Source organism: Zhengella mangrovi, from assembly GCF_002727065.1.
GTDB classification, from domain to species: Bacteria; Pseudomonadota; Alphaproteobacteria; order Rhizobiales; family Rhizobiaceae; genus Zhengella; species Zhengella mangrovi.
In genome coordinates, this window is sequence record NZ_PDVP01000009.1 from 133,462 (window position 1) to 155,108 (window position 21,647).

Below are 21,647 nucleotides of genomic sequence, written 5' to 3' on the forward strand. Positions count from 1 at the left end.
CGCACTGCGGCACCTGAACCGATTCCGCCATTGGTTGAATGGCCTGGATACGGGATCACGTCATTTCTCAACGATTGCGAACCCGCAAGAGCCGCCTCTTCATGCCAGGCCGGCTAAAGATAGGTCGTCCTTTCCAGCGGTGTGATTTCCTGCCAGAAGGCGAGGATCTCGGCCCGTTTCAAGTCCTTGAAAACCTTCGCCAGCATTGGCCCCAGGGCGCGCTCGGCGAAACCGCCGCGATCCATCAACTGGAGAGCGTCGTCCATGTCGTCGGGCAGCGACAGGCCGTCCTCGTCATAGGCATTGCCCTCGACCGGCGGCGGCGGCGGAACGCGCTGTTCCAGCCCTTCCAGAATGGCCTGGATGATCGCCGTCATGACCAGGTAGGGATTGGCGTCGGCGCCCGCGATGCGATGCTCGATGCGGCGGTTCTTCTCGTTGGACACCGGGATGCGGACGGCCACGGAGCGGTTGTTTTCCGCCCAGACGGCACGGGTGGGCGCGTAGGACCCGGGGGTGATGCGGCGGAAGCCGTTCCAGGTGTTGATGAACATCAGCAATGCTTCCGGCATGGTCTTCAAGAGGCCGGTGACGGCATATTCCAGCCGCCTGCGTCCTTCTTCGCCGGAAAAGATGTTGGTGCCGTCGCGGTCCAGCACCGAGGTGTGCACGTGCATGCCGTTGCCTGCGTACTCGATGAACGGCTTGGCCATGAAGGTGGCCTGCAATCCGTGGGCGCGGGCACAGCCCATGACGATCCGGCGCAGCTTGATGACGTCATCGGCGGCGCGCAGGGCGTCGTCGCGATGCTTCAGGTTGACCTCGAACTGGCCCGGCGCGGCCTCCTTGATGATGGTGTCGATGGCGAGGTTCTGCTCGGCCGCGGCATCGCGGATCATGTCGAAGAGAGCCGCGTGCTCGGCCAGGTCGTCGAGGCCGTACATGCGCAGCCGGTCCGGGCCGCCCATGGCGCCGACGGGCGCCGGCATGCCGTCATCCCAGTCGGTGCCGGGCTCGAGCAGGTAGAATTCGAGCTCGAATGCGACGACGGGAAACAGCCCGCGCGCATTGGCCTCGGCGACCTTCTGCTTCAGCACCTGGCGCGGATCGGCCATGTAGGGCTGGCCGTCGGGCGTGAAGGTCTGGAGCAGCACCTGTGCGGTCTTGCGCTTGGCCCAGGGCACCAGCGCGAGCGAGCCGCGCGTGGCGCGGCAATAGCCGTCCTGGTCGCCGGTCTCGATGTGGAGGCCTGTCTCCTCCACCTCGCGGCCCCAGACATCCAGGCCGTGCAGCGACATCGGGAAATTGACGCCTTCCTGGAAGGCCTTTTTCAGCGCGTCGGCCGGCGCCCACTTGCCGCGCATGACGCCGTTGGGGTCGACCAGCAGGAATTCGACAGCCTCGAGATCGGGGTGTGCAGCGACGAAGGTCTCGTACTCGGCCTTGTGATCGCTGGAGAGAAAACCGTCCGGCGTGACGCCGCCGTCACCGGTTCCCTGATCCTCGATGGCGGGTCCGGCGGAATGTGCCGCGGCCGCGGCAGGTGCCCCATGTTCCAAAATACGCGCTCGCAATTGTTGACGATGCGCGAGATTGCCCGTGCCACCTTCGCGCTGTCAACTCATGGCGGTGCCGCAGGCGTTCCCAAGATGCAGGCCGAAGAGGCCAGCCGAAGACGCTGGTGCGCCGGCAAAGGGAAGGATATGCATGAGCATGGCAATCGCGGACCGACTCACGCTCGTGCGGCTCCTTTTCTGGCTCGTGGCCCTGGCGGGAGCGGCCGGCCTCGTCGTGCCTGTCCTCGCGGAGGACCGCGAGTGGCGCCACATGCTGGAGCCGAGCGGCCAGGCGGCGATCTTGCTGCTGGCGGTGACGCTGGCGGTCGCGCCCGTCAAGAAGCTGCTTCCGGACGGTTCACTGCAGCTCTGGCTGGTCCGGCTGCGCCGCGACATCGGCCTTGCCGCCTTTGCTTTCGCCACCTTGCACATGGCCGGCACGGTTTTCGCGCTCGGACGGCTCGACTACGTGATCCAGGGCCTGGCATGGGCGAGCATGTGGACCGGCTGGGCGGGATGGGCGCTGCTCGTCCCGGTGGCGATCACCTCGACGGGGGCCGCGCATCGCCTGCTCGGACACACATGGAAACCGGTGCAGCGGCTGACCTGGCCGGCTGCCGCCCTTTCCGCCTGGCACTGGTACCTGCAGTCGCACGGCTCGTCCCTGTTCTGGGCAACGGTGGGCGTGATCGGCGCGCTGGAACTGGTGCGGATCGGGCTCGCGGCGCGGCGGCCTCACTGAAAATCGAAGGCGCTGAGGCCAGTCACCATCTCGTCGAGGCCCAGCGGGCGCGTGATCGGCGGTTCGGCGCGCGCCAGGCAGCCGGAGCGTTCGCACAGCCGGCAGGCCGGGCCGACCGGCGTGGCAGGCACCTGGCCATTCTTCGGCGTCACGCCCGGGACCACGCCCGGCAGCGCGCCGCCGTAGATGACCTCGTCCTTGTAGGAAATGTCGCAGCCCAGCAGGATGGCCGTGCGGCGCGGACGCTCGGCAAAGGCGCCCTGCGGACCTTCCAGGGTTCGCGCCACGGTCAGGAACTCGGCGCCGTCGGGCATGACAACGGCCTCGACGAAGATCTGGCCCGGCTGGGTGAAGGCGGCATGGATGGCGAGCTTGGGACACATGCCGCCGAAGCGCTGATGGGGAAAGCCCTGCGCCCCGGCGCGGCGGAAGCGATGGCCGGCATTGTCGACCTCGAGCATGAAGAAGGGAATGCCGGCATGGCCGGCGCGGGCCAGCATGGTCAACCGGTTGGCGGCCTGCTCGAAGGAGACGCCGAAGCGCGAGCGGAGCACGTCGACGTCGTAGCGTGCCTTCTGCGCGGCGGCCAGGAACGGCTGGTAGGGCATCATCAGCGCGTGGGCGGCGTAGCGGGCCATCTCGAAGCGGGCGAGGCGGCGGGCCTCGTCGGTCGACAGCTTCAGGGCCTCGATCTCGCGGGCGATGGCCACGTTCATGCGCAGCAGCACCGCTTCCATCGCGACCTCGCGAAGCTGGTCGAAGGGCGACAGGCGTTCGGAGAGGAACAGGCGCTGGGAATGGCGGTCGAAGCGCCGGCGCCAGTTCGGCATGGTGGCGACCGGAAGGACGCGCACGGTGATGCCGAGCTCGGCGCGCATCCATTCCTTCAGTGCGCCCATCAGGTCGTCGCCCGGCTGCAGCAGGCTGGTGAAGGCCTCCGCCTCCTCCTCCAGGACCGGATAATGGTGGGGGCGCGGCTCCAGCACCTCGTGCACCTCGTCGATCGGCAGGCGCGCGCCGGACAGCGCCGTGGCATGGCCCTCGCGCGCCAGCAGGTCTGACAGGTCGGTGAGCCGCTCGGCCTGCTCGCGGTAGGCACGGTAGAGCTTGACGACGGCGGCCGAGACGTTGGGCGCAGCCTCGGCGATCTCCATCAGTTCCTGCTCGCCGGGCAGTTCGCCGACCAGCAGGGGATCGGCGAAGACCTCGCGCAGGGCCGCCAGCGACGCGCCCGATTCGCCCTGGAGCTCGTCGGGATCGATCTTGTAGACAGAGGCCAGCTTGAGGATGAGCTGAACCGTCAACGGGCGCTGGTTGCGCTCGATCAGGTTCAGGTAGGAGGGAGAAATGCCCAGCGCCTCGGCCATCGCGGTCTGGGTCAACCCCTTGGCGTTGCGGATGCGGCGGATGCGCGGCCCGACGAAGATTTTCTGTTCCGCCACGGCGGACTCCCTTGAGATGACTTTACACCAGTTTACAGATTATCCGCGCGTTGTGGATTTTACAAGATTTACAATCTTACAACGCGGTCTCGTCAAAGCTTGCACAGCTTGACCCGATTTCCCTCTCGAAATGCCTGTTTCGGCTCGCAAAACACCGATGCGAGCGATAGCTTGACCTTGAGAGCGCGGGTGATGGCCCGGAGCGGACGCCGGATCAACGGATCTGTCCGGACCTGTCAAAACGCGCAATCGTTTTCAATGCCCAGCCGGTCGCCCGGTGACAAGGAGAGAAAGATGGCACCGAAAACCCGAGTCAAGGAACGCGCCGAGGAACAGGCTTCGGCCATGAACATGGACCAGCAGGCCGTGATCCGCATGGTGGCCAACGACCTGCATCGCCTCAACCAGTCGGTGATGAAAGCCGTCGAGGCCGGCGTTTCGGTGGAACTGGTGCGTTCCGCCCGCCATCACTGCGGCAACGGCAACTGGGGCGACCTGCTGATCCCGGTCATCGTCACCAACAACCCGGTGGCCGAAGCGGAATAATTCTCAGGTCACATGACCCGAGACAGACGGCCGCACCCAACCGGGCGCGGCCGTTTTCGTTCACGATTTGACTAAATTTAAAATTGCATTCTCGCCATGTCATACAACATCGGTTAAGGCATGCCTGATACCGTCTAAATACTCAAAAAACTTCAGAATTTTCATGATTACGAACAGATTGAACCTCGAATTCCCGGTCCAACCGGAGGATTCCAGCCGTCCTGGCGAGCACGTTCCGGGCGAAATCCTCATCGTCGCCGCGAGCCGGGTGAACCGTATCGTCGTGGAAAGCACCGTGCGGCGCATGGGCCGGCCCTGCCGGGCGCTCGACTTCACCACGCTGACCGAGATCAGCGATACCGGACGGCCGGACCTCGTCATCTTCGATTGCAGCGGCCGCGTCGAACTCTGCCGGGACTTCACCGCGCTGTTCAACCAGCGGATCCGGCCCAAGCTGATGATCATCTGCGGCAGCGAGACCATCGATGGCATCCACCACGACATGGTGCTCCGCAAGCCCGTCATCGCCGACCGGCTGGAGGAGGCCATTCTCGCGCTTCTGCCGTCCGGCGCATGACCCCCCTTCCCTTTCACATTGCCGATCTCCTATATTCGCATCATCGCAAACGAACCGGTGATGCATGGCTTCCGAAAAAAGGGACGTGAGGAACACGTCGGCGCAGCGCGCCCGCGTGCCGAAATTCGTCAAGAATCTGCGCGGCGTCAAGAACTGGAAAGAGGTCAACGCCTGGCTCGACTGGCGCGGCATCGAGGACATCGAGTGCATCACGCCTGACCAGGCCGGGGTTGCCCGCGGCAAGATGATGCCGTCGAAGAAATTCACCTCCAACACGTCGCTGGCCCTGCCCTCGGCCATCTTCATGACGACGATTTCGGGCGACTACCCGGAGGAAAGCGAGACCTTCCAGTATCCGGAGGACGACGGCGACCTCAAGCTGATGCCGGACCTGTCGACGCTCGCGGTCGTGCCCTGGGAAAGCGACCCGACGGCGCAGGTGATCTGCGACATGGTGCACCAGGACGGACGCGAGGTGGAATTCACGCCGCGCAACGTGCTCAAGCGGGTTATCCGGGCCTATGACAAGCTCGGACTGAAGCCGGTGGTCGCGCCGGAGATCGAGTTCTACCTCGTCTCCAAGAACACCGATCCGGATTATCCGCTGGTCCCGCCGCTGGGACGGTCGGGCCGGCCGATCGGCGGCGGACAGGGCTATTCCATCGCCGGCATCAACGAGTTCGACGAACTGATCGACGACATCTACCATTTCTCCGAGGGCCAGGGGCTGGAGATCGACACGCTGATCCACGAGGAAGGCGCGGGCCAGCTGGAAATCAACCTGCGCCACGGCGACCCGGTGGAACTGGCCGACCAGGTTTTCATGTTCAAGCGGACGATCCGCGAAGCGGCCCTGAAGCACGACATGTATGCCACCTTCATGGCCAAGCCGATCCAGGGCCAGCCCGGTTCGGCGATGCATATCCACCAGTCGATCATCGACAAGAAGACCGGCCGCAACATCTTCACCAGCGACGACGGCTCGGAAAGCGAGGCGTTCTTCCATTTCATCGGCGGCATGCAGAAGCACGTCCCGAATGCGCTGGTGATGTTCGCGCCCTACGTGAATTCCTACCGCCGGCTGACCAAGGCCGTGACGGCGCCGGTGAACGTGGAATGGGGCTATGACAACCGCACGACGGCGTTCCGCATCCCGCGTTCGGACCCGGCGGCGCGCCGGGTGGAGAACCGCATTCCGTCTTCCGATGCCAATCCCTACCTGGCGCTGGCGGCCTCGCTCGCCTGCGGGCTGATCGGGATGAAGCAGAAGATCAAGCCGAAGGAGCCGGCCGGCCACACGGCCAACGAAGCGGATATCGAACTGCCGCGCGGCCTGATCGAGGCAACGTCGCTGTTCGAGGCCGACAACGACCTGATCGACATGCTGGGTGCCGGTTTCGTGGGCACCTATGCGGCGATCAAGCGCGGCGAGTTCGAGACCTTCATGCAGGTGATCAGCCCCTGGGAACGCGAGTTCCTCCTGCTCAACGTCTGAACGGATTTCACGTCCATGGTTCACATGAGTGCGATCTCGCCAGGTCTTTCCTGGTACGAGGCAACGGCCGGCGACCGGCCGGACTGGCCGGCCCTGAAGGGTGATCATGCCACCGACGTCCTGGTGATCGGCGGAGGCTTCACCGGGTTGTCGGCGGCAGTGCAACTGGCCAGCGACGGCATCGGCTGCATCCTGATCGAGGGTCATCGGGTCGGCGACGGGGCGTCGGGACGAAACGGCGGGCAACTCGGCACCGGCCAGCGGGCCTGGGCGGAGGAACTTGAGGGCGAGATCGGGCTTGAACGCGCGCGCGCCCTGTTTGCCATCGCCGAGGACGCCAAGACGCATCTGCACGACTTCACCCGCATTCACCAGATCGACATGGAATACATGCCGGGGCAGATGTCGGTGGTGCACAAGCCGCGCTACCTCGACGACTACCGTGCCCATGCCGACCTCATGGCCGAGCGGTTCGACTATCCGCACATCCGCTACATGGACAAGGCCGAGACGGCCGAACGGCTGGGTTCGACCCGCTATCACGGCGGCATCCGAGACACGGGAACAGGGCATATCCACCCGCTCAAGCTGGTGATCGGCACCGCGCGGGCGGCAGCGCAGGCCGGCGCGGCAATCCACGAGAACACTCCGGCCCTTTCGATCGGCCGCGAAGGCGGCAAGGTGGTGGTGACGGTTCCGGGCGGCACCATCCGGGCCGAGCGCTGCCTGCTTGCCACCAACGCCTATGGCGAAACGCTGGAGCCGGTCTCGGCGTCGCATATCATGCCGATCCGTTCCTTCATCGGTGCCACGGTGCCGCTTGGCGACGATACGCCGGTGATCCCGGGCAGCGAGAGCGTGGACGATTCACGCTTCGTCGTGCGCTATTTCCGCAAGTCGCGCGACGGACGGCTGCTGTTCGGCGGCCGCGAGGCCTACACCGCGGAAGAGCCGAAGGACATCTCGACCCATGTTCGCAAGCAGATCGCCGAGATCTATCCCGGGCTCGCCGACGTGGAAATCACCCACGCCTGGGGCGGCTCGGTCGGAATCACCATTCCGCGCAAGCCCTTCGTGCGCGACGTCATGCCCGGCGTGACGGCCATCGGCGGCTTCTCGGGGCATGGCGTGCTGCTGTCGAACCACACCGGGCGGCTCTACGCCGAGGCCGTGGCCGGCAAGGACGACCGTCTGCGCTACTACCGCGACCTGAAAGTCCCGCCTTTCCCCGGCGGCCGCATGTTCCGCAAGCCGCTGCTGCTGGCCGCCATGACCTGGTTCTCGATGCTCGACCGGATCTGAACGCGGCCAGGCCCAGGTTCAAAGACGGCGGACGATCACCGACCCGGCCGAATAGCCCGCGCCGAAGGAGCAGATCACGCCAAGGCTTCCCCGTGGCAGGTCCTCGTTGTTCTGGGCGAAAGCGATGATGGAGCCGGCCGACGAGGTGTTGGCATAGTCCTGGAGGATGTTGGGCTGCTCGCCGGGATCCGGCACGCGGCCTAGCACCTTCTGGCCGATGAGGTCGTTCATGCCCTTGTTGGCCTGGTGCAGCCAGAGCCGCGACAGGGCATCCGGCGCGATGGCCTCGTCCGCCAGGTGGGACAGCATCATCTCCGACACCCAGGGCACGACCTGTTTGAAGACCTTGCGGCCTTCCTGGTAGAAGCGCATGTCGCGGCGGTCTTCCATCTGGTCGTGGGTGGGGCGCAGGAAGCCGTTGTTGTTGCGGATGTTGTTGGAAAACATCGTGCGGCAGCGGGTCGAGACGATCTCCCAGCCGCCGTTCCTGGCCGCGTCGGCACGCTCGAGCAGGACCGCCGTGCAGACATCGCCGAAGATGAAATGGCAGTCGCGATCGCGCCATTCCAGGTGACCGGAGGTGATCTCGGGGTTGACCATGAGGATGGCCCGGGCCGAGCCGGAACGGATCATGTCGGCGGCGGCCTGGATGCCGAAGGTGGCCGACGAACAGGCGACGTTCATGTCGAAGGCAAAGCCGCCAATGCCGAGCGCCTGCTGGATCTCGATAGCGATGGCCGGGTAGGCGCGCTCATGGTTCGACGCGGCACAGATGACGGCATCGACGTCTTCCGGCAGGCGGCCGGCCATGGCCAGTGCCTGGCGGGCGGCATCGAGCGCGATCTCGGCCATGATCGACAGGTCGTCGTCGCTGCGCGGGGCGAGGCGCGGGTACATGCGGCCGGGATCCAGCACGCCGTCCTTTTCCATGACGTGGCGCCGCTCGATCCCGGACGCCTTGAGGATGAACTCCTCGCTCGACATGGGCTTGGCCGCGACCTCGCCGCTGGCAATGGCCGCGGCGTTGGCGGCATTGAAGCGGCGGGCATATTCGTTGAACGAGGCGACCAGCTCTTCATTGGTGATGGTGGCTTCCGGCGTGAAGACGCCGGTGCCGGTGATGGCGACTGCGGTCATGGGCTTCATCCTTGTCGCCGCGTCAGACGCAGCGGCCGCCATCGACTTCCAGCGCGACGCCGGTGATGAAGCCGGCCTCGTCGGAGGCGAGCCAGAGCGCAGCATTGGCAATGTCCAGCGGGGTCGAGAAGCGGCCGAGCGGAATGACGGAGCGGAATTTCTCGCGGATCTCGGGCGTGTCCTCGCCCATGAAGGAAGCCAGCATGGCGGTTTCGCCGGCCACCGGGCACAGTGCATTGACGCGGATCTTCTTCGGCGCGAGCTCGACGGCCATCGACTTGGTCGCGGTGATGGCCCAGCCCTTGGACGCATTGTACCAGGTGAGGTTCGGGCGCGGGCGCAGGCCGGCCGTCGATGCCGTGGTGATGATGGACCCGCCGCCCTGGCGCTCCATGATCGGCACGACAAGCTGGGTGGCGTGAAAGATCGCCTTCATGTTGACGGCGGTGATCAGGTCGAAGGTATCCTCGTCGACGTCGAGCATGCTGCCGTTCTTGTGGGTGAAGCCGGCGTTGTTCACCATGATGTCGATGCGGCCGAAGGCATCCATCGCCGCGTTGACCATGGCCTCGATCTCGTCACGCAGCGCCACGTCGACGGTGAACGGGATCGCGGCATCGCCGATCTCGGCGGCAACACGCTGGGCGCCCTTGGCATTGAGGTCGGCAACGACGACCTTCGCGCCCTCCTCGGCGAAGCGCTTGGCCATGCCCTCGCCGAAACCCGACGCACCGCCGGTGATGATCGCGACCTTGTCCTGCAGGCGCCCCATGGATGTCTCCTTCCCGATTAACTCTTTTGTCTCAGCCGTGATTGAACACGATCGTCTTGGTGGCCGACATGTCGTAGAGGGCCTCGAAGCCCTTTTCACGACCGTGGCCCGATTTCTTGAAGCCGCCGAAGGGCAGCTCGATACCGCCGCCGGCGCCATAACCATTGACGAAGACCTGACCGGCACGGACCCGCTTGGCGACACGGTGCTGGCGGCCGCCATCGGCGGTCCAGACGCCCGCCACAAGTCCGTACTCCGTGCTGTTGGCCAGGCGGATTGCCTCTTCCTCGCCGTCGAAGGCGAACAGCGACAGGACCGGGCCGAAGACCTCTTCCTGGGCGACGGCGGCATGCGGATCGACCGTGCCGAACAGGGCCGGCGCCGTGTAATAGCCGCCGGCGGGCGCATCGGGCGACACGGTGCCCCGGGCAAGCACCGGCACGCCGGCCTCCTCGGCGGCGGCGATGAAGCCGGCCACCCGGTCACGCTGCCTGGCGTTGATCATCGGCCCGAGGTCGAGGTCGGCCTCGTGCGGTCCGGCGACCAGTGCGGCGAACCGCGCGGCCAGCGCCGCGGCGACCTGTTCGTAGACCGGTTTCTCGATCAGGATGCGGCTGCCGGCCGAGCATGTCTGGCCGCCATTCTGGATGATGGCGTTGACGAGCACCGGCAGCGCGGCTTCGAGGTTGGCGTCGGCGAAGACGATCTGCGGCGACTTGCCGCCCAGTTCCATGGTCACACCGCGATTATTGACGGCGGCGGCCTGCTGGATGCGCGTGCCGGTCAGCGTCGAGCCGGTAAAAGTGACGTAATCGACGCCGGGATGGCCCGAGAGCGCCGCGCCGGCGGTGTGGCCATAGCCGGTGACGACGTTGAAGACGCCTTCGGGGAAGCCCGCCTCCAGTGCCAGTTCGGCGATGCGGATCGCCGTCATGGAGGCATCCTCGGCCGGCTTGATGACCAGCGTGTTGCCCATGGCGAGCGCCGCGCCGGCGACGCGGGCCATGATCTGCAGCGGGTAGTTCCACGGGATGATGCCGGCCACGACGCCGTGCGGCTCGCGCAGAGTCAGTGCCGTGTAGCCGTCGAGAAACGGGATGGTGTCGCCGTGAATCTTGTCGCCGGCCCCGCCGTAGAATTCATAGTAGCGCATGGTGGCGGTGACGTCGGCCTTGCCCTGGCGCACCGGCTTGCCCGTGTCGCGACTTTCCATGGCCGCCAGTTCATCGCCGTTTTGCTCGACGAGGTGGAAGAGGCGCGTCAGCAGGCGGCCGCGCTCGACGGCGGGCATGCGGCTCCACGGCCCCTGGTCGAAGGCCCTGCGGGCCGCCGCCACGGCGCGATCGACATCGGTCTCGCCGGATGCCGGAATGGTGGCGAACGGCTTTCCGTCGGAGGGGCAGACCACGTCGATGCGCTCTCCCGACACGGCATCGACACGTTTCCCGTCGATGATGTTCATGAACGCGATGCCTTCTGCGACCGTCGTTGCGGAATGGGCGCCCATCTGTAACCTCCCGTCATGGCGGCCGGTCCTCCCGGCCGTGAGCGAGCGACTTGAAACCCTTGCCCCCGGCCTGTCAAGCCAAGGCGGCGCATCTGCCCGGAGGGAATTTCCCTGCGCCGGGGTCTGTTCTTTTTAAATCGATTAGATTATAGAGAAACCAGTGTTCACGAGCGGACCATCATGACCAGCACGATCATTCCCGTCGATCCTTTCGACTTCGTCATCTTCGGCGCCACGGGCGACCTTGCCGAGCGCAAGCTGCTGCCGGCCCTCTACCAGCGGCAGCGCGACGGACAGTTTTCCGAGCCAAGCCGAATCATCGGCGCGTCGCGCTCCGCGATGAGCGACGATGAGTTCCGCGCCCATGCCCGGCGCGCGCTGGAACAGTTCGTCGGCGAGAAGGAAAGGGACGAGGCGGAGATCGCCCGCTTCCTGGAGCGTATCTCCTACGTCCCGGTGGATGCCACGGGCAGCAACGGCTGGCAGGAACTGGCCGCCCGGCTAGGCGAACCGGACCGCATCCGCGCCTTCTACCTGGCCGTCGGCCCCTCCCTGTTCGGCCACATCGCCCAGCACATCAAGGACTACGGGCTGGCCAACGAGAAGACGCGGATCGTCGTGGAAAAGCCGATCGGGCGCGACCTCGCCTCGGCGCGCGCGCTCAACGACACGATCGGATCGGTCTTCAGCGAAAGCCAGATCTTCCGCATCGACCACTATCTCGGCAAGGAGACGGTCCAGAACCTGATGGCACTGCGCTTTGCCAACGCGCTCTACGAGCCGCTTTGGAACTCGGCGCATATCGACCACGTACAGATCACGGTGGCCGAAAGCGTGGGGCTGGAGCAGCGCGCGGGCTATTACGACAAGGCCGGCGCCCTGCGCGACATGGTGCAGAACCACCTGATGCAGCTTCTCTGCCTGGTGGCCATGGAGCCGCCGTCCTCCATCGACGCCGATTCGATGCGCGACGAGAAGCTCAAGGTCCTGCGTTCGCTGGTGCCGCTGGACGGCGTCGACGTGAGCCGGCACACCGTGCGCGGGCAGTACCGCGCGGGCGCCTCGTCCGGCGGGGCGGTGTCCGGCTACCTGGAGGAACTCGGCGACCCCGGGAGCACGACGGAAACCTTCGTCGCGATCAAGGCGGAAATCGCCAACTGGCGCTGGGCGGGCGTGCCCTTCTACCTGCGCACCGGCAAGCGCCTGGCCTCGCGGGTGTCGGAAATCGTGGTGCAGTTCAAGCCGGTTCCCCATTCCATCTTCGAGCCGGCGGCCGGGATCGTGCATGCCAACCAGCTGGTCATCCGGCTGCAGCCGGACGAGGGCGTGAAGCAGTGGATCATGATCAAGGATCCGGGTCCGGGAGGGATGCGGCTTCGCCACGTTCCCCTCGACATGAGCTTTGCGCAATCCTTCAATGTCCGTCATCCTGATGCCTATGAACGGCTGGTGATGGATGTCGTGCGCGGCAACCAGACGCTGTTCATGCGGCGCGACGAGGTGGAGGCCGCATGGCGCTGGATCGACCCGATCCTGGAAGCCTGGGCGGACCGGCCCGACGACGTGCATGGCTATACCGCGGGCACGTGGGGGCCATCGGCCTCGATCGGCCTCATCGAAAGGGACGCACGCACATGGCACGAGAGCATCTAGCCGAATCATCCCCGCCGGCGGGCAAGAGCTGGCACGAGTTCGCCGGGCCGGATGCGCTGGCGCGCACGCTGGCACGCCGCGTTGCCGGTGTCCTGTCGCTGGCGGTCGAGCAGAACGGCCACGCCACGCTGGCCGTCTCCGGCGGATCCACGCCGGCCCGCTTCTTCGACTGCCTGGCCGACGAACCGATCGCCTGGAACAAGGTCACCGTGACGCTGGTGGACGAGCGCTTCGTGCCGATGTCGTCCAACCGTTCCAACGCCAAGCTGGTGACCATGCGCCTGCTGCAGAAGGCCGCGGCACGCGCCTGCTTCGAAGGGCTCTACGAAGCGCAGGACACGGTGGAGCAGGCCGCGCTGGCGGCGAACGCACGGCTGATGCACATGATCCCGCCGCCCTTCGACGTGGTCGTACTCGGCATGGGAACGGATGGCCATACGGCCTCCTTCTTCCCGGATGCGGCCGAACTGAAGAGCCTGCTCGATCCGGCGGCCGAGCCGGCCGTGCGCCCGGTGCATGCGCAGAGCGCCGACGAGGACCGCCTGACCTGGAACCTGGCTGCGCTGACCGGAACCTCGCTGCTCGTCCTGCATATCGAGGGACTGGAGAAGAAGGACGTCCTGCTCAAGGCGACCGAAACCGGCGCCGAAAGCGGGCTGCCCATCGCCGCCATTTTCGAACACGCGAAATCGCCCGTGCAGATCTACTGGTCGCCGGGCGGAAAGGCCTGACACCATGACTGCTGCCCAGACGATCCAAACCGTGACCGACCGCATCCGCGAGCGCTCCCGGCCCGGGCGGGAGGCCTACCTGGCGCGCCTCGACGCGGCCGCCGACCAGGGTGTCCACCGCTCCGTTCTGGGCTGCGCCAACCTGGCGCATGGCTTTGCCGCCTGCGGGGTCGCCGACAAGGCGGCCCTGGCCGGGGACGTGGTGCCGAACCTCGGCATCATCACGGCCTACAACGACATGCTGTCGGCGCACCAGCCGTTCGAGACCTACCCGGCACTGATCCGCGAAGCGGCACGGGAAGCCGGCGGCGTGGCGCAGGTCGCCGGCGGGGTGCCGGCCATGTGCGACGGTGTGACCCAGGGCCAGCCCGGCATGGAACTGTCGCTTTTCTCGCGCGACGTCATCGCCATGTCGGCGGCGGTCGGCCTGTCGCACAACATGTTCGACGCGGCCGTCTTCCTCGGTGTCTGTGACAAGATCGTGCCCGGGCTGACCATCGCGGCGCTGACCTTCGGCCACCTGCCCTGCATCTTCGTCCCGGCCGGCCCGATGACCTCCGGCCTGGCCAACGACGAGAAGGCGCGGGTGCGCCAGCTCCATGCTGAGGGCAAGGTGGGCCGCGAAGAACTGCTGGAAGCGGAATCGAAATCCTACCACGGACCCGGCACCTGCACCTTCTACGGCACGGCCAATTCCAACCAGATGCTGATGGAGATCATGGGCCTGCACACGCCGGGCTCCTCCTTCATCAATCCCGGCACGCCGCTGCGCGACGCGCTGACGCGCGAAGCGGCCAGGCGCGCGCTCGCCATCACGCGGCTCGGCAACGAATTCACGCCGGTCGGGCGCATGATCGACGAGCGTTCGATCGTCAACGGCGTGGTCGGCCTGAATGCGACGGGTGGATCGACCAACCACACGATCCACCTGATCGCGATGGCCGCGGCGGCCGGCATCAAGCTGACGTGGCAGGACATTTCCGACATCTCGGACGTCACGCCGCTGCTGGCGAGGGTCTATCCCAACGGGCTGGCCGACGTGAACCACTTCCATGCCGCCGGCGGCATGGGCTACCTCATCGGACAGCTGCTGTCGGCCGGGCTGCTGCACGATGACGTGCAGACGGTCTGGGGCCAGGGGCTGGACGCCTACGTGATCGAACCGCGGCTCGGCGACAACGGAACGGTGGTGCGCGAGCGGGCGCCGGCGACCAGCCATGACGCCAAGGTCCTGTCCACCGCGGCCGCGCCCTTTCAGCCGACCGGCGGCCTGTGCCTGCTGGAAGGCAATCTCGGCGAGGCGATCATCAAGGTATCCGCCGTGAAACCGGACCGCCACGTGGTGGAGGCCCCGGCCATCGTTTTCGACAGCCAGGAAGACCTCCAGGTCGCGTTCAAGGCGGGCAGGCTGAACCGCGATTTCGTGGCCGTGATCCGCTACCAGGGGCCGAAGGCGAACGGCATGCCGGAGTTGCACAAGCTTACGCCGCCGCTTGGCGTGCTGCAGGACAAGGGCTTCAAGGTGGCGCTCGTCACGGACGGGCGCATGTCCGGGGCATCAGGCAAGGTGCCGGCCGCCATCCACGTCACGCCGGAGGCGCTCGACGGCGGCCCGATCGGCAAGATCCGCGACGGCGACATGATCGCGCTGGATGCGGTGGAAGGAACGCTCAACGTGCTGGTTCCGGCCGAGGAACTGGCCGCCCGCGAAACCACGGTGCCGGACCTTTCGGGCAACGAGCACGGCATGGGGCGGGAGCTTTTCGCCGCCTTCCGGCGCGTCGCGGGACGGGCCGACGCGGGCGCGACCGTTTTCGACGGGTGACCGCCGGCGGAGTGGGAAAAGGTTTACCATTCGTTAGCCCTCACTCATTAACCTTTGGCGCGGACGGGCCATTCCAGCCGGCGCATGAGGCGCTGCGCTCCGTCCGGCGCTTGGCACAAGCATGTCCGACCTATCCTGACCGCCCGGGCGACCCGTTTCGCCCACAGGGAGCACGGAGACTGCACGATGGCAGCCAAGAAGCCTGCAAAGCCGGAAAAGGACAAGAAGAGCAAGGCCGGCGGCGGTGGCGGCGGCATCATGGCTCTCCTGCCGAAGCTCCTGGGTGCCCTGTCGGTGGTTTCCGGCGGCGTGCTTCTTGCCGGGCTCTACGACGTCGGGCACATGGGTCTCGTGCACATGGTGGAAGGCTTCGCGATCGCGCTGGTGCCGCTCTACCTCGTCGGATCGCTCGCGGCCATCTTCATGGGCGGCAAGGCACCGGCGGCCGTGGCGGGCGGTGAAGAAGGCGGCGCGATGGCCGAGCAGTTCCAGGACCTGCAGAGCAAGATGAATGCGCGGCTGTCGTCGTTCCAGACCACGCTCGACATGATGACGGGGCAGGACTACGAGAAGCTGGTTGCCGAGAACAAGGACCTGAAGGCCGCGCTCGACGCCATCCACGCCGCCGAGAAGGAACAAATCGACCAGCAGGTCGAGCGGCTGCGCGCCAAGAACGCGGAACTGGAAGAGCAGATCCGCAAATGGGCGATCCAGTCGGTCAACAAGGCGATCACAGGCGACGCCGAAGGCGACGGCGACAACGGCAACTCGGTCAACGAAGCCGCCTGACAGGAACGTCCTTTCCAAAGACAAGCGGTTGCGCATCCTTCCCCGGGGCACGGCGACCTTTCGCCGCCCGGACGGAAAGACAATGCCATTTGCAATTTATAGCCATGGCTGTACTTTTTGACCCGTCTTGAACACGGTCTGCGGCCGAACCCCGGCCCGGACGAACCACGGCAGGCACGATGGGCGATCAGAACGACACGGACAGGGATCCCTCCGAGGGCGCCAAGCGCTTCAGCCGCGCCCGCACCGCGCAGGCCAGCGCCCTGCTCGAGGACTATACCGAACTGATCGACGACCTGATGACGGAGTTCGGCGAAGCCCGGACCACGGACATCGCCCGGCACATGGGCGTCACTCACCCGACCGCCACCAAGGCCATCGCGCGGCTCAAACGCGAGGGACTTGCCGTCTCGCGGCCCTATCGCGGGGTCTTCCTGACCGAAGCCGGAACCGCCATGGCGGCGCGGGCGCGCGAACGTCACCGGGTGGTCGTGGACCTGCTGGTCGCCGTCGGCGTGCCGGCGGATGCCGCGGAGATGGACGCGGAAGGCATGGAGCACCACGTTTCGCGACGCACGCTCGAAGCCTTCAAGGCCTTCCTGAAGGCCCGCGGCTAGGGAACCTGCGACATTCCTGATGCCAGGCCGTCCTCCACTTTCCCGGTCCGGCTCCCAGTCTCAGAAGCGGGGAACCTCGACGCCGGCCTTGCGGCAGGCGGAGGTGAGCGTGTTGGCCATCAGCATGGAGATGGTCATCGGACCGACACCGCCCGGAACCGGCGTGATCGCGCTGGCGACATCGCTGGCCTCGGCATAGGCGACATCGCCGACAAGGCGCGTCTTGCCCTCGCCCTTCTCCGGGGCGGGGATGCGGTTGATCCCGACATCAATGACCGTCGCGCCGGGCTTGACCCAGTCGCCACGGACCATCTCCGGGCGGCCGACGGCAGCGACGAGGATATCAGCCGTGCGGCAGAGCGCCGGCAGATCCTTCGTCCGGCTGTGGGCGATGGTGACCGTGCAGTTGGCGGCCAGCAGCAGGCTGGCCATCGGCTTGCCGACGATGTTGGAGCGGCCGACGACGACGGCGTTGAGGCCGGACAGGTCGGCGCCCAGGGTCCGCTCGATCAGGATCATGGAGCCGGCCGGGGTGCAGGGAACGAAGGCCTGATCCAGTTCGCCGGTGGCGAGGCGGCCGACATTGATGAAGTGGAAGCCGTCGACGTCCTTGTCCGGGTCGATCGCCTGGATGACCTTGCCGGAGTCGATGTGGGCGGGAAGCGGAAGCTGGACGAGGATGCCATGGATGGACGGATCGGCGTTCAGGTCGGCAATCAGCGCCAGCAGGTCGATTTCGGCAGTGGTCTCCGGCAGGTCGTGCTGAACCGAGTGGAATCCGCATTCCTTGGCGCGCTTGGACTTGGAAGCCACGTAGACCCTGGATGCCGGATCCTCGCCGACGATGACCACGGCCAGGCCCGGCGTCACGCCGGTCTTCGCGATCAGGTTGGCGGTCTCCGCCTTGACCTTCGCCGCCACATCGGCCGCAACGGCCTTTCCGTCGATGATGGTTCCCATGTCTGCCCGTCCTTCATGTTGCCTGGCGGGAGCCAGTTAGCACTTCCGGAGAGCGGTTTCATCTCCCGATTGCGACACATGGCTTTCGTTTCAAGCCACGATCAGGAGGCCCGGCGATGGCGGCGGCCGGCGCTGGCCGTGTCGACCCGGCGGCGCAGGTCGCGCAGCGCGGAGCGCAGCTGGCCGATATCCTGTTCCAGTCGCTCGTCCTCCGGCTGGCGCGCCGGATGGTCCGGAGGCATGGGGGCCGAAGGCGCGGAACCGGGCCATGGGCTGCCATGCCAAAAATGGCCGGGATAGACCGGCGCGGGACCCATGGGCACCATGCTCCAGCCCGGCTGCACCGCATTCCAGGGCATGGCGATGGCCGGGGGAAAGGGGTACGGCTGGCCTTGCGGCGCCGGCCACGGCGCCGTGGCCGTGGGGACTGCGTGGCCCGGTTGCGGCAAAGGCGCGGCCGGGGTGTCGTTCCTTGCTGGCTCCGGGCGGCGAACCGCGCTTGCTTCCGCGCGCGCAAGGCCGCCTTCGCCGGCATAGCGGCCAGGCCTTTCAAGGGGCCTGTAAACCGGCGCCGGGCGCCGCAGCCCCGGTCCCGGCCCGGGATTGACCGGCTCGTCGTCACCGCCCGGCAGCGGCGCTTCCGGCAGGTCCGTCTCCAACGGGTGACCGCGCAGGCTGGCAAGGGCACCGCGCAGGGCCGCCAGGCCGATACCGGCAACGAAGCCCAGACCGGTCAGGAGGAGCGCGATCATCGCCCGCGACGGCCCGCTGGCCAGGAGCGGCGGCGTGGCGGTGGAGATCACCGAAATGTTGGCAGTGTTGAGTCCCTTCTGCTCGGCCGCGTCGCGGGCGCGCAGGAGATAGTTCTCGTAGACGGCGCGCTGGGCGGCGGCCTCTCGCTCCAGTTCCCGCAGGTCCACCAGCCGGTCGGAGATATCGGCCTGGCGGGCCTTGGCCTGGGCCAGGCGGGCGGCAAGGGTCTGTTCCTGCTCCACGGCGCGCTTGAGGTCGACCTGGAGGGATGAGACGATCCGGCGCAGTTCGGCGGCGATCTGGCCGCGAAGGCCCTGCAACTGGGCGTCGACCGCCTGGCGTTCCGGGTGGCGCGGCCCGAGGCGGACGGAGAGCGCGGCCGCCTGCTGGGCAAGGCGGGCATATTGCGACCGCAGTTCCGACAGGACCGCGGAATTGAGGTCCTCCGGCAGGGTCGTGGCCGTGGCCGTGCCGGCATCGATGGCGCGGGCGCTGCGGGCGCGGGCCTGCAGTTCGCTGGTCCTTGCCCTGGCGATGGAGAGCTGGTCGTTGATCTTGACGATCTGGTCGTCGGAGATCAGCCGCCCCTGGGCGTCCACAAGGTCATGCGTCGCCTTGTAATCCTCGACGGCCTTCTCGGCCTTCTGCACGCCCTTGCGCAGTTCCGACAGGCGCGAGGATATCTCGGTCTCGGCCCGGCCGGCCGTCCCCGACTGGATGTCGCCGGCGGCATCGACATAGGTGTCGACCAGCGTGTTGGCCACGAGCGCCGATTTCTCCGGATCCCTCGTTCGCGCACTGACGCTGATGACGAAGGTCTTGCCACCGCGCTCGATGTCGAGGCTGCGAGCGAGATTCTCGACGGCCAGGGCCTCGGTCCTGTTCTGCCCGGACGGGCCGCCCTGCCCCGACACGAGGGACCGCACCGTCCCGATCAATCCGCCAATCGAGAAGCCGCCGGCGCCGCCGTTGAACTCGCTGTCGCGGCCGAGGTCGAGCTTGTCGACGACCTTTTTCAGGACGTCGCCGGAATACATCACGCGGACCTGGTTCTCGATGATCGCGAGCGTGGCATCGGACGGCAGCCCGCCGCCGGTCAGGTCACGCTCGGCGACCTTGATGTCGCGCGGGTCGACCAGAACCTCGGCAGTGGAGACATAATGCCTGGGCGTGGCCAGGGCGACCAGAACGCCGATGAGCGCGCCGGCCAGCGTCGTGCCGGCGATCAGCCGTTTGGAGCGCAGGACCGAATCGACCAGAACGGACGGATCGATGAGCGGTTGCCATGGCGCCTGGCCGGCATCCCGGGATCCGCGTCCCGCAGGAGGCCGGAGCCTGTCCCTGTCCTGGCGGGGGGCCTTCGTGCCGGGAGCGGCTTTCCCGGGGTCTGGCGGCGCTTCCCGGTCTCCGGCCTCATCGCGCAGCGCCTGGCGATGGTACTCGATATCCTCGCGCAGAAGCGCAACATCGCGCAGGAGCGCATCCTCTTCCAGCCGTTGCCGCCGTTCCGCCAGGAGCCGTTCGCGCCTGTCGTCTCGGCTATCGCGGTGCGTTTCCTGAACGACCGGTTCCGGCGGTGGCGGCGGGGCAACCTTCGCCTCGCGGCGTTCGCGAACCTTCCTGTAGCGGGCCGCCAGGACGTCCATCGTGTCGCCGCGCACGGCCGCACGCGGTTCGTCCGGAACGTCCATGGACAACAGCGACCGTGCCTGGACAGTGTTCTTGGCGTTGCGACGGGTCATGGTCTCTCGGTTTCAAACGCTTTCGCGAACCGCTGAATTTATTAAGGCATGCTAAAGAACCATGGGTAACAAAAGGTTAATTTCGCCGCCCTGACCGCCCCGACCCGGGCAAAATGCCCAGGCCTTGCGGGCCGGCCGCACACGCGGTCTTAATCTTTGAATAGTATGATATTTCCATGGATAGCGCGACCGAAACAGCCCGTCATGCCAGCAGCCGGTCGATGCCGGCCCTGTTGGCGCGGCACCTGCCGACCGGCTGGCGCGAACTCGCGGCCGGTTACCTGTCGGCGATCAGCGGATCGGTGGGCCGGCTGGTGTTCTCGCTCGCCTATTTCGTCATCCTCGCCAACACGCTGACCATCGCCGAATTCGGCCTGTTCGCCACGGCCTCGGCCATGGGCGTGGTCCTGTCGCGCCTCGTCGCCTTCGGCTTTTCCTCGCCGCTCTACCGCGCTGCGACCATGCGCCCGCGGCTGATCGGCCTCTACACCGGAGGCTACCTGGCGATGACGGCGGCCTCGTTGCCCGTGCTGGCTGTGGCGGCGGCGGTGGTCTACGTGATCGTCTTCGCCGGCGACATGCGGCCGCTTCCCTTCGCACTCGTCATCGCCACGGAATCCCTGGTCTGGCGCAGCGCCGAAATCGTCATCATCGTCAACAACGGGATGAACCGTTTCGGCCGTGCGGCGGCGCTTGTCATTCTCGGAACGGCCATGCGGGCGCTCGCTGCGCTCTGCTTCCTTCTTGTCGCCGCCGGGTCCACGGTTGACGCCTGGGCCCCCTGGTATGCCGCTGCCAACCTGGCAACACTCCTCATCGCCGTCGCATGGTTCTATCCGCGCCAGCGGCTGCGGTTTCACCGCGGCCTGATCCGGCGGCGGCTGTCGGATTCGCTCGCGGTCGCCGGCGCGGAAGTCCTGTTCTATCTCCAGATGGAACTGGACAAGGTCCTTGTACTCGGTCTTGGCGGGCCGTCGCTTGCCGGTCTCTACGCCATCGTGATGCGGCTGGTCGACCTGACCGCGATCCCGATCCGGACCTTCAACATGATGCTCGTCCAGTCGATCATGCGCCGCGGCGGCGCGCTGGGCGGGATCGCGCGGCAGGCCGGGTTCGAAGCCGGTATCTTCGCGGTGTCCCTTGCCGCCATGGCGGCCATCGCGCTGATGCTGGCGATCCGGCCGGATCTGCTTGGCGCCAACGTGGCGCAGGCCGCGCCCATCCTGGTGCTGGTGCTCTTCATCCCGGGGTTCCGCAACCTGACGGAATACCACGCCGAACTGCTCTACGCGCGCGGCCAGTCGATGCGGCGGGCTGGAAACCTGGCGGTTCTTGCCATCGTCAAGGCAGCCCTGCTGACGGTGTTCCTGTCGTCGGGCGCACTGCCCGAGGTGCTGATCGGGCGGCTGACCTGGGCTTTCCTGGGCCTCTACCTGGTCTCGCTGGGGCTGACCTATTCCGCGCTGTCCCGGCCGTCGCGAGCAATGTAGTCCGTTGCGCG

At 66.7% G+C, this 21,647-nt stretch carries 18 protein-coding genes; 11 read left to right on the top strand and 7 right to left on the bottom strand.

Going from position 1 to position 21,647, the window contains the following annotated elements; translation table 11 throughout:
* Nucleotides 1–113: 113 nt before the first annotated feature.
* A complete protein-coding gene (locus CSC94_RS15180; RefSeq protein WP_245408372.1) occupies nucleotides 114–1,559 on the bottom strand; it encodes a glutamine synthetase family protein in 1,446 nt (481 codons plus the stop codon).
* A gap of 148 nt (nucleotides 1,560–1,707) precedes the next feature.
* On the opposite strand from CSC94_RS15180, the gene CSC94_RS15185 reads away from it, so the two are divergent.
* Complete coding sequence (locus tag CSC94_RS15185; protein ID WP_165784448.1) at nucleotides 1,708–2,298, top strand: ferric reductase-like transmembrane domain-containing protein; 591 nt, start codon at nucleotides 1,708–1,710, stop codon at nucleotides 2,296–2,298.
* Here the strand turns inward: CSC94_RS15185 and CSC94_RS15190 are convergent.
* A complete protein-coding gene (locus CSC94_RS15190; RefSeq protein ID WP_099307198.1) occupies nucleotides 2,292–3,740 on the bottom strand; it encodes a helix-turn-helix domain-containing protein in 1,449 nt (482 codons plus the stop codon). The two genes, CSC94_RS15185 and CSC94_RS15190, sit on opposite strands and share 7 nt — an antisense overlap.
* A gap of 294 nt (nucleotides 3,741–4,034) precedes the next feature.
* On the opposite strand from CSC94_RS15190, the gene CSC94_RS15195 reads away from it, so the two are divergent.
* The 4 genes from CSC94_RS15195 to CSC94_RS15210 all read left to right on the top strand — a co-directional run bounded on the left by CSC94_RS15195 (nucleotide 4,035) and on the right by CSC94_RS15210 (nucleotide 7,660).
* Nucleotides 4,035–4,286, top strand: coding sequence for an SMc00767 family acetate metabolism repressor (locus CSC94_RS15195; protein WP_099307199.1), 252 nt, complete (start codon nucleotides 4,035–4,037; stop codon nucleotides 4,284–4,286).
* A 163-nt stretch (nucleotides 4,287–4,449) separates the two neighbouring features.
* Nucleotides 4,450–4,863: a hypothetical protein gene (locus CSC94_RS15200; RefSeq protein ID WP_133122909.1), complete on the top strand. Its 414-nt coding sequence runs from the start codon at nucleotides 4,450–4,452 to the stop codon at nucleotides 4,861–4,863.
* An 85-nt stretch (nucleotides 4,864–4,948) separates the two neighbouring features.
* Nucleotides 4,949–6,358 carry a glutamine synthetase family protein gene (locus CSC94_RS15205; protein ID WP_425356525.1) on the top strand — a complete coding sequence of 470 codons (1,410 nt, stop codon included), beginning with the start codon at nucleotides 4,949–4,951 and terminating at the stop codon, nucleotides 6,356–6,358.
* Nucleotides 6,359–6,373: 15 nt separating this feature from the next.
* The gene (locus tag CSC94_RS15210; protein ID WP_099307202.1) at nucleotides 6,374–7,660 is read left to right on the top strand and encodes an NAD(P)/FAD-dependent oxidoreductase; all 1,287 of its coding nucleotides are present in this window, start codon (nucleotides 6,374–6,376) and stop codon (nucleotides 7,658–7,660) included.
* An 18-nt stretch (nucleotides 7,661–7,678) separates the two neighbouring features.
* On the opposite strand, the gene CSC94_RS15215 is transcribed toward CSC94_RS15210, so the two are convergent.
* The 3 genes from CSC94_RS15215 to CSC94_RS15225 are packed head-to-tail and all read right to left on the bottom strand — an operon-like array spanning nucleotide 7,679 to nucleotide 11,076.
* Nucleotides 7,679–8,797 (bottom strand): beta-ketoacyl-ACP synthase III, encoded by a 1,119-nt coding sequence (locus CSC94_RS15215; RefSeq protein ID WP_099307259.1) that lies wholly within the window; start codon nucleotides 8,795–8,797, stop codon nucleotides 7,679–7,681.
* 22 nt (nucleotides 8,798–8,819) lie between these two features.
* Nucleotides 8,820–9,569 (bottom strand): SDR family oxidoreductase, encoded by a 750-nt coding sequence (locus tag CSC94_RS15220; protein WP_099307203.1) that lies wholly within the window; start codon nucleotides 9,567–9,569, stop codon nucleotides 8,820–8,822.
* A 31-nt stretch (nucleotides 9,570–9,600) separates the two neighbouring features.
* Entirely contained in the window at nucleotides 9,601–11,076 is a 1,476-nt protein-coding gene (locus CSC94_RS15225) for an aldehyde dehydrogenase family protein (protein ID WP_099307204.1), read from the bottom strand.
* A gap of 180 nt (nucleotides 11,077–11,256) precedes the next feature.
* Between CSC94_RS15225 and zwf the strand changes: the two genes are divergently transcribed.
* From zwf to mntR, 5 genes are all read left to right on the top strand, one after another.
* Nucleotides 11,257–12,729 (top strand): glucose-6-phosphate dehydrogenase, encoded by a 1,473-nt coding sequence (gene zwf / locus CSC94_RS15230; RefSeq protein WP_099307205.1) that lies wholly within the window; start codon nucleotides 11,257–11,259, stop codon nucleotides 12,727–12,729.
* Entirely contained in the window at nucleotides 12,711–13,460 is a 750-nt protein-coding gene (gene pgl, locus CSC94_RS15235) for a 6-phosphogluconolactonase (protein ID WP_099307206.1), read from the top strand. The genes zwf and pgl overlap by 19 nt, the downstream gene beginning before the upstream one ends.
* 4 nt (nucleotides 13,461–13,464) lie before the next feature.
* The gene (gene edd, locus CSC94_RS15240; protein WP_099307207.1) at nucleotides 13,465–15,285 is read left to right on the top strand and encodes a phosphogluconate dehydratase; all 1,821 of its coding nucleotides are present in this window, start codon (nucleotides 13,465–13,467) and stop codon (nucleotides 15,283–15,285) included.
* A gap of 186 nt (nucleotides 15,286–15,471) precedes the next feature.
* Nucleotides 15,472–16,074 (top strand): hypothetical protein, encoded by a 603-nt coding sequence (locus CSC94_RS15245; protein WP_099307208.1) that lies wholly within the window; start codon nucleotides 15,472–15,474, stop codon nucleotides 16,072–16,074.
* A gap of 179 nt (nucleotides 16,075–16,253) precedes the next feature.
* On the top strand, nucleotides 16,254–16,691 hold the full coding sequence (mntR, locus tag CSC94_RS15250) for a manganese-binding transcriptional regulator MntR (RefSeq protein ID WP_099307209.1): 438 nt from the start codon (nucleotides 16,254–16,256) through the stop codon (nucleotides 16,689–16,691).
* Between the two features lie 60 nt (nucleotides 16,692–16,751).
* Here mntR and folD read toward each other — a convergent pair whose 3' ends face one another.
* On the bottom strand, nucleotides 16,752–17,651 hold the full coding sequence (gene folD / locus CSC94_RS15255; RefSeq protein ID WP_099307210.1) for a bifunctional methylenetetrahydrofolate dehydrogenase/methenyltetrahydrofolate cyclohydrolase FolD: 900 nt from the start codon (nucleotides 17,649–17,651) through the stop codon (nucleotides 16,752–16,754).
* Between the two features lie 101 nt (nucleotides 17,652–17,752).
* Nucleotides 17,753–20,146 carry a GumC family protein gene (locus tag CSC94_RS15260; RefSeq protein ID WP_245408373.1) on the bottom strand — a complete coding sequence of 798 codons (2,394 nt, stop codon included), beginning with the start codon at nucleotides 20,144–20,146 and terminating at the stop codon, nucleotides 17,753–17,755.
* A 176-nt stretch (nucleotides 20,147–20,322) separates the two neighbouring features.
* On the opposite strand from CSC94_RS15260, the gene CSC94_RS15265 reads away from it, so the two are divergent.
* On the top strand, nucleotides 20,323–21,636 hold the full coding sequence (locus CSC94_RS15265; protein ID WP_245408374.1) for a lipopolysaccharide biosynthesis protein: 1,314 nt from the start codon (nucleotides 20,323–20,325) through the stop codon (nucleotides 21,634–21,636).
* Nucleotides 21,637–21,647 lie beyond the last annotated feature (11 nt).

Coding starts and splice junctions, on each gene's coding strand:
- CSC94_RS15185 (WP_165784448.1), top strand. CDS start 1,708: ATGAGCATGGCAATCGCGGACCGACTCACGCTCGTGCGGCTCCTTTTC.
- CSC94_RS15195 (WP_099307199.1), top strand. CDS start 4,035: ATGGCACCGAAAACCCGAGTCAAGGAACGCGCCGAGGAACAGGCTTCG.
- CSC94_RS15200 (WP_133122909.1), top strand. CDS start 4,450: ATGATTACGAACAGATTGAACCTCGAATTCCCGGTCCAACCGGAGGAT.
- CSC94_RS15210 (WP_099307202.1), top strand. CDS start 6,374: ATGGTTCACATGAGTGCGATCTCGCCAGGTCTTTCCTGGTACGAGGCA.
- CSC94_RS15215 (WP_099307259.1), bottom strand. CDS start 8,797: ATGACCGCAGTCGCCATCACCGGCACCGGCGTCTTCACGCCGGAAGCC.
- CSC94_RS15220 (WP_099307203.1), bottom strand. CDS start 9,569: ATGGGGCGCCTGCAGGACAAGGTCGCGATCATCACCGGCGGTGCGTCG.
- CSC94_RS15225 (WP_099307204.1), bottom strand. CDS start 11,076: ATGGGCGCCCATTCCGCAACGACGGTCGCAGAAGGCATCGCGTTCATG.
- zwf (WP_099307205.1), top strand. CDS start 11,257: ATGACCAGCACGATCATTCCCGTCGATCCTTTCGACTTCGTCATCTTC.
- pgl (WP_099307206.1), top strand. CDS start 12,711: ATGGCACGAGAGCATCTAGCCGAATCATCCCCGCCGGCGGGCAAGAGC.
- edd (WP_099307207.1), top strand. CDS start 13,465: ATGACTGCTGCCCAGACGATCCAAACCGTGACCGACCGCATCCGCGAG.
- CSC94_RS15245 (WP_099307208.1), top strand. CDS start 15,472: ATGGCAGCCAAGAAGCCTGCAAAGCCGGAAAAGGACAAGAAGAGCAAG.
- mntR (WP_099307209.1), top strand. CDS start 16,254: ATGGGCGATCAGAACGACACGGACAGGGATCCCTCCGAGGGCGCCAAG.
- folD (WP_099307210.1), bottom strand. CDS start 17,651: ATGGGAACCATCATCGACGGAAAGGCCGTTGCGGCCGATGTGGCGGCG.
- CSC94_RS15260 (WP_245408373.1), bottom strand. CDS start 20,146: ATGACCCGTCGCAACGCCAAGAACACTGTCCAGGCACGGTCGCTGTTG.
- CSC94_RS15265 (WP_245408374.1), top strand. CDS start 20,323: ATGGATAGCGCGACCGAAACAGCCCGTCATGCCAGCAGCCGGTCGATG.